Source organism: Pseudomonas sp. AGC41, from assembly GCF_057334555.1.
In genome coordinates this window covers 56,401-62,844 of the sequence record NZ_JBHFJB010000163.1, presented here as the reverse complement: position 1 = coordinate 62,844, position 6,444 = coordinate 56,401, and the positions used below count along the sequence as shown (strand labels likewise).

Here is a 6,444-nt window from a genome sequence, read left to right as displayed (position 1 = left end):
GGCTCGCTCCCACAGGGGGACTATTTCCACAGAGAGCTTTCGCTGACCGGTTCTCAGTCGAAAGTAATCCCCTGCGCCAACGGCAACTCCAGCGAGTAATTCACGGTATTGGTCTGACGGCGCATATAGCCGCGCCACGCATCGGAGCCGGACTCGCGACCGCCGCCGGTTTCCTTTTCGCCACCAAAGGCTCCGCCGATCTCCGCGCCGCTCGGGCCGATGTTGACGTTGGCGATGCCGCAATCGCTGCCCACCGCCGACATGAACTGCTCGGCCTCACGCACGTCGGTGGTAAAGATGCACGACGACAGGCCTTGGGGCACGGAATTGTTCAGGTCCAGCGCTTCGGCGAAATCCTTGTAGCCAACCACGTAGAGGATCGGCGCGAACGTTTCGTGGCGCACCACGTCGCTTTGCTCCGGCATTTCGACGATGGCCGGCGAAACGTAGTAGGCGTTCGGGAACTGCTCTTCGAGCTGGCGCTTGCCGCCAAACACCCGACCACCTTCGCTCAGCGCCTGCTCCAGCGCATCCTGCATGTTGTCGAAGCTCTGCTTGTCGATCAGCGGCCCCACCAGGTTGCCTTCCAGCGGATGACCGATGCGCACTTTCGAGTAGGCGGCCTTGAGACGGGTGACAATTTCTTCCTTCACCGACTCATGGGCAATCAAACGGCGCAGGGTGGTGCAGCGCTGGCCGGCGGTGCCGACGGCGCTGAACAGGATCGCCCGCACTGCCATGTCCAGGTCGGCGCTCGGGGCCAGGATCATCGCGTTGTTGCCACCCAGTTCAAGGATGCTGCGGGCAAAACGCGCCGCGACTTTTGGTGCGACTTCGCGCCCCATCCGGGTGCTGCCAGTAGCGCTGATCAACGCCACGCGCGGGTCATCCACCAAGGCTTCGCCGGCATCGCGGCCACCGATGATCACTTGGCTCAGGTACGGCGGCGCATCACTGAATTTCTCCAGCACGCGCTCGAACAATGCCTGGCAGGCCAGGGCGGTCAGCGGGGTTTTTTCCGACGGTTTCCAGATCACCGAATTGCCGCACACCAGGGCCAGCGTGGTGTTCCAGGCCCACACCGCCACCGGGAAGTTGAAGGCGCTGATCACCCCGACCACCCCCAGCGGGTGCCAGGTTTCCCGCATGTGATGGCCCGGACGCTCGGAGGCGATGGTCAGGCCATACAACTGGCGGGACAGGCCGACGGCGAAATCACAGATGTCGATCATCTCCTGCACTTCACCCAGGCCTTCCTGGGTAATCTTGCCGGCCTCCCACGACACCAGTTCGCCGAGGTCGGCCTTGTATTCCCGCAGCAGGTCGCCAAACTGACGCACCAGTTCGCCGCGACGGGGCGCCGGCACCTTGCGCCACAAATCGAAGGCATGTTCGGCACGGCTGACCTGTTGCTCGACTTCAGCGGCGCCTTCCCAGTTCACCGCGCCGATGCGACTGCCGTCGATGGGCGAATGCACGGGCTGTTTGCCGTTCTGGTACAGGGTCGGGTTGACGCCCAGACGATCAAGCAATGCAGCAACCATGGGTAATTCCTCATGCGAAAGACAAAGATGTGGCAGCCGGACCATCACGGCTGATCAGACCTGTAGTTGTAGCCGGCCCGAGACTTGCCAACAAACGACCTTTAAGCGAGATATCATTCCGTTTATTCATGCTGCCGCCCAAGCAGACTCTTCAGCACAAAAGCAGAGCGACAAAAATAAGGCTCCATCATGCTCAATAAGCGCTATTTGCCGTCGATCACCGCGTTGCAGTGCTTCGAAGCGGTGACCCGTCACCTGAGCTTCACCCGCGCCGCCGAAGAATTGAACCTGACCCAGAGCGCCGTCAGCAAACAGGTCGCGCAGCTTGAAGAATTGCTGCAACACCTGCTGTTTCGCCGCGTTCGCCGACGCTTGCAGCTGACGCCCGCCGGGGATCTGTACCTGGGAGAGGTGCGAAAAATCCTTTCCCAGGTAGAGATGTCGACGCATTACCTGCGTTCCTACGGTGGCGATACCGAAGTCCTGCGAGTTTCCACGCCTCCGACCTTCGGCGCCCGCTGGCTGGTCCCGCGACTCAAGGGCTGGCGCCTGCGCCATCCCAGCATTCATCTGGACCTGTGCAGCGAGCAGGAGGCCGACGACCTGCAGCAGGGACGCAGTGACCTGGCCTTCTATTTCGGCCAGGGCTCGCGGCCGGGCACCGAATCCCTGAAACTGTTCGGCGAAGAACTGGTGCCGGTCTGCGCACCCGGCAGCCTGCCGGACGAGCCTTTCACCGACCCCACGCAACTGACCGGGCTGGTGCTGCTGCAGAACGCCTCCCGACCCCAGGCATGGCATGACTGGTTCGATCATCAGGGTTATCACACCGAACACAGCTATCACGGGCCACGCTTCGAGACTTTTTACATGTGCATCCGCGCCGCTCAGGTCGGCTGTGGCGTGGCCCTGCTGCCACGGTTCCTGGTGGAAGAAGAACTGGCTGACGGCAAGCTGGTCATCCCTTGGCAACATCCGATGCCCAGCACCAACGCCTACTACCTGGCGTACCCGGAACATTCGGCGGAAGTGCCCAAGGTGCGGTTGTTCGTGGAATGGATGCTGGAGCAGATCGATAGCCCTGATGCGCCGCCATAGTGACAGTTGTCCCCCGTGGCGAGGGAGCTTGCTCCCGCTGGCTGCGCAGCGGCCCTGAAAATTCTGTCAGATGAAAAATTCTGCGTCTGCTTCGCAGCGGAGCGGGAGCAAGCTCCCTCGCCACAAAAAGATCTGTGGACGCTAAAAAATACTGGCAATAACCATCACGGTTATGCGCCACTAGACCTTTCAACACGACTGCCGCACGCCGCAGCACCCGTCTGGAGATTCCCATTATGAGCGAGAGCGTGTTTGCCGATCGCATCGTGCAGAACCTGCTCGACACCGACTTCTACAAGCTGACGATGATGCAGGCGGTGCTGCACAACTACCCCAACGTCGAGGTGGAATGGGAGTTTCGTTGCCGCAACAGCGAAGACCTGCGCCCTTACCTCGCGGAAATTCGTTTCCAGATCGAACGCCTGGCCGAGCTGAGCCTGAGCGCCGACCAGTTGGGTTTCCTCGAGCGCATCAGCTTCCTCAAGCCGGACTTCCTGCGCTTCCTGGGTTTGTTTCGCTTCAACCTGCGCTATGTGCACACCGGCATCGAAAACGGTGAGCTGTTTATCCGTCTGCGCGGGCCCTGGCTGCACGTCATCCTGTTCGAAGTGCCGCTGCTGGCCATCGTCAGCGAGGTGCGCAACCGTTATCGCTACCGTGAAGTCGTACTGGAACAGGCGCGAGAGCAGCTTTATCGCAAGTTCGACTGGCTGACGGCCAACGCCAGTGCCGACGAATTGTCCGAACTGCAAGTGGCCGACTTCGGTACCCGTCGGCGGTTTTCCTACCGTATCCAGGAAGAAGTGGTGAACGTGCTCAAGCACGACTTCCCCGGCCGCTTCGTCGGCACCAGCAATGTGCACCTGTCTCGAGAGCTGGACATGAAGCCCTTGGGTACCATGGCCCACGAATGGATCATGGCCCACCAGCAGCTGGGTCCGCGGCTGATCGACAGCCAGATCGCCGCGCTCGATTGCTGGGTTCGCGAATACCGAGGCCTGCTGGGCATCGCGCTGACCGACTGCATCACCATGGATGCTTTCCTCAAGGACTTCGATCTGTTCTTCGCCAAGCTGTTCGACGGTTTGCGTCATGATTCGGGGGACCCGGTCATCTGGGCCGAAAAGGCCATTGCCCACTATCACAAACTGGGCATCGACCCGATGAGCAAGACCTTGGTGTTCTCCGATAGCCTGACATTGCCCAAATGCCTGGATATTTTCCGCGCCTTGCGTGGTCGCATTAATGTGAGCTTCGGTATCGGGACCAACCTGACCTGCGACATTCCAGGCGTGGAGCCGATGAGCATCGTGCTTAAAATGATCAGCTGTGACGGGCAACCCGTGGCCAAGATTTCAGACGAGCCCGGCAAGACCCACTGCAAGGATCCGAATTTCGTCGCCTATATGCGACATGTTTTCCAAGTAGCTGCCGCCCTTTCCGGCACATCAAGCAAGGAGTGAATTCATGCAAGCCGTACAGCGTGAGATTGCTGAACAGCTCAAGGTCCAGCCACCGTTCGCCGATGACGCCGCCCTCAAGGCCGAAATTGCCCGTCGGGTGAGCTTCATTCAGGACTGCCTCGTCAACTCGGGTCTCAAGAGCCTGGTGCTGGGTATCAGCGGTGGGGTCGACTCGTTGACCGCCGGCCTGCTGGCCCAACGTGCCGTGCGCGAGCTGCGGGAAAAAACCGGCAATTCGGCGTACCGGTTCATCGCCGTGCGCCTGCCGTACGAAACCCAGTTCGATGAGCACGAAGCCCAGGCCTGCGTCGATTTCATCGAGCCGGACGAGCGCCATACCGTCAACATCGGTCCGGCGGTCAAGGCACTGGCCAAGGAAGTCCTGGCATTCGAAGGCAAGGCGCCGGGTTCGCGGGATTTCGTGTTGGGCAATACCAAGGCGCGGATGCGCATGGTGGCGCAATACACCATCGCCGGCGCGGAGCAAGGCCTGGTGATCGGCACCGACCACGCGGCCGAAGCGGTCATGGGTTTCTTCACCAAGTTCGGTGACGGCGCCTGCGACGTGGCCCCGCTGAGCGGCCTGGTGAAAAACCAGGTCAGGGCCATCGCCCGGGATTTCGGCGCGCCGGAATCACTGGTGGAAAAAGTCCCCACCGCTGATCTGGAAGACCTGTCGCCAGGCAAGCCGGATGAAGCCGCCCATGGCGTGACCTACGGCGAAATCGACGCCTTCCTGCATGGCCAACCGATTCGTGAAGAGGCGGCCAGGATCATTTGCGAGACCTACCGCAAGACCGAGCACAAGCGGGTGATGCCGTACGCTCCGTGATCACCGCGGTGGTCTGATATCACCTGTGGGAGCGAGCCTGCTCGCGAAGGCGTCGCATCAGCGACATCGTTGCTGACTGACACACCGCTTTCGCGAGCAGGCTCGCTCCCACAGGGCTCGGTTATTCACACCGGCAATAAAAAAAGCGCCCTGCTTGGGGCGCTTTTTTTGTACCTGAAATTTGATTACTTCAGGGTGACCGTGCCTTTCATCATCGAGATGTGGCCCGGGAACGAGCAGAAGAAACCGTACTTCTCGCCCGCGGCCAGTTTCGACACATCAAAGGTTACCGAGTCTTTCTCTTTGGCGCCGATCAGCTTGGTGTGGGCGATGACGCGAGTGTCACCGTCCTTCAGGTAGTTCTTGTCGATACCAGCGCCCAGACCGTCGGTGGCAATCGGCTGCATGTCAGCCTCTTTGCTCAGTACCCAGTTATGACCCATGACGTTTTTTGGCAGGCTGCCGGAATGAGTCAGCTCAACGGTGAAGGTCTTGCAGCTCTTGTCGATATCGATGGCCTTGGTATTGAAGGTCATCTGATCGGTGGAATCGATGGTGGTCTTGCACTCCGCTGCCATCAGTTGGCTGCTGGCCAGCGTCAACAGGGATACTGCTACAAGTTTGGCGAACATCATGAATCTCCAAGGCATGGTTAACAAAATTTCGTCAAAGGGGAAGACTGCCTGATTTTCCGGCAAGTTCCTATGACCTGTGTCAAAGATTGTATACAACTTAAGACTATCAGCCTGATGGACAGAATCAACCAGCCACAAGTACAACTCGCCCGTTACGATCGGCTCCATCCCCCCCCTGGAGCAACCTCATGAACCTCAACAGCCTGTTATGCAGCCTGCTCGCCGCCTACGCCTGCGGCGCCAGCGGCACCTACGAAAAACCCCTGCGCGAGGTTTAATCCTTTGCGCAACAAGGGGCAGGCTTTACTCTGGACCGGTTAGCGATCACGGAGTAAAGCCACGCTAAACCGCTGGGGCTGCTGGAAGTGAACGGTTTCTACAGCAAACTCACCGGTTTTCTCGATCACATCGTCGGCGAAGGCTTCGTCCGCGCGCCGCATCGTGACATGCTGCAGTGAGCGACTCGGCCCATGAGCTGCTCGATGCGCTGGATGAATGGCAACCCTCGGTGCCGCCGAAATGGGCCGAGCAAAAACCCAGCTAACGGCTCGACCCCGATACAGGGCAGAATACGCGCCGCTCAACCTCACCTTCGACCCCAGAGGATCGCCCATGGCCAAACCCAATTATTCCTTCGCCAAACGTCAGAGAGACCTGGCCAAGGAGCAGAAGAAAGAGGAAAAGCTCCAGCGCAAGAAAGCCACCGCCGATGAAGCAGCACTGAACCCCGATGCTGAAGGTGAAGTGGCGGCAGACGATGATGCAGATGCACCGAAAGACCAGGCCCCCGACGCCTGACGCCTCCAGGGCCCGATGATCCGATCCGGCCCCACGGTTTTGTGTCCAGGACCGGCAGCCTCGCTGCCGGCCCA

The 6,444-nt window shown here is 60.0% G+C and carries 6 protein-coding genes and 1 pseudogene; 5 read left to right on the top strand and 2 right to left on the bottom strand.

Annotated elements, in window-relative coordinates; all coding sequences use genetic code 11:
• Positions 1-53: 53 nt before the first annotated feature.
• The gene (amaB, locus tag ACE04F_RS28495; protein ID WP_486110985.1) at positions 54-1,544 is read right to left on the bottom strand and encodes an L-piperidine-6-carboxylate dehydrogenase; all 1,491 of its coding nucleotides are present in this window, start codon (positions 1,542-1,544) and stop codon (positions 54-56) included.
• Positions 1,545-1,733: 189 nt separating this feature from the next.
• Here amaB and ACE04F_RS28490 point away from each other — a divergent pair, with 189 nt between their 5' ends.
• From ACE04F_RS28490 to nadE, 3 genes are all read left to right on the top strand, one after another.
• Positions 1,734-2,642 (top strand): LysR family transcriptional regulator, encoded by a 909-nt coding sequence (locus tag ACE04F_RS28490; protein ID WP_434626357.1) that lies wholly within the window; start codon positions 1,734-1,736, stop codon positions 2,640-2,642.
• Between the two features lie 236 nt (positions 2,643-2,878).
• Positions 2,879-4,105 (top strand): nicotinate phosphoribosyltransferase, encoded by a 1,227-nt coding sequence (gene pncB, locus ACE04F_RS28485; protein WP_486110983.1) that lies wholly within the window; start codon positions 2,879-2,881, stop codon positions 4,103-4,105.
• A gap of 4 nt (positions 4,106-4,109) precedes the next feature.
• Positions 4,110-4,937, top strand: coding sequence for an ammonia-dependent NAD(+) synthetase (nadE, locus tag ACE04F_RS28480; protein WP_486110981.1), 828 nt, complete (start codon positions 4,110-4,112; stop codon positions 4,935-4,937).
• Positions 4,938-5,122: 185 nt separating this feature from the next.
• Here nadE and azu read toward each other — a convergent pair whose 3' ends face one another.
• The gene (gene azu / locus ACE04F_RS28475) at positions 5,123-5,569 is read right to left on the bottom strand and encodes an azurin (protein WP_486110979.1); all 447 of its coding nucleotides are present in this window, start codon (positions 5,567-5,569) and stop codon (positions 5,123-5,125) included.
• 341 nt (positions 5,570-5,910) lie between these two features.
• Between azu and ACE04F_RS28470 the strand changes: the two are divergent.
• Positions 5,911-6,116: pseudogene (locus ACE04F_RS28470) on the top strand (LOG family protein); the annotation flags it as partial.
• A 68-nt stretch (positions 6,117-6,184) separates the two neighbouring features.
• Positions 6,185-6,370 carry a hypothetical protein gene (locus ACE04F_RS28465; RefSeq protein WP_434569990.1) on the top strand — a complete coding sequence of 62 codons (186 nt, stop codon included), beginning with the start codon at positions 6,185-6,187 and terminating at the stop codon, positions 6,368-6,370.
• Positions 6,371-6,444 lie beyond the last annotated feature (74 nt).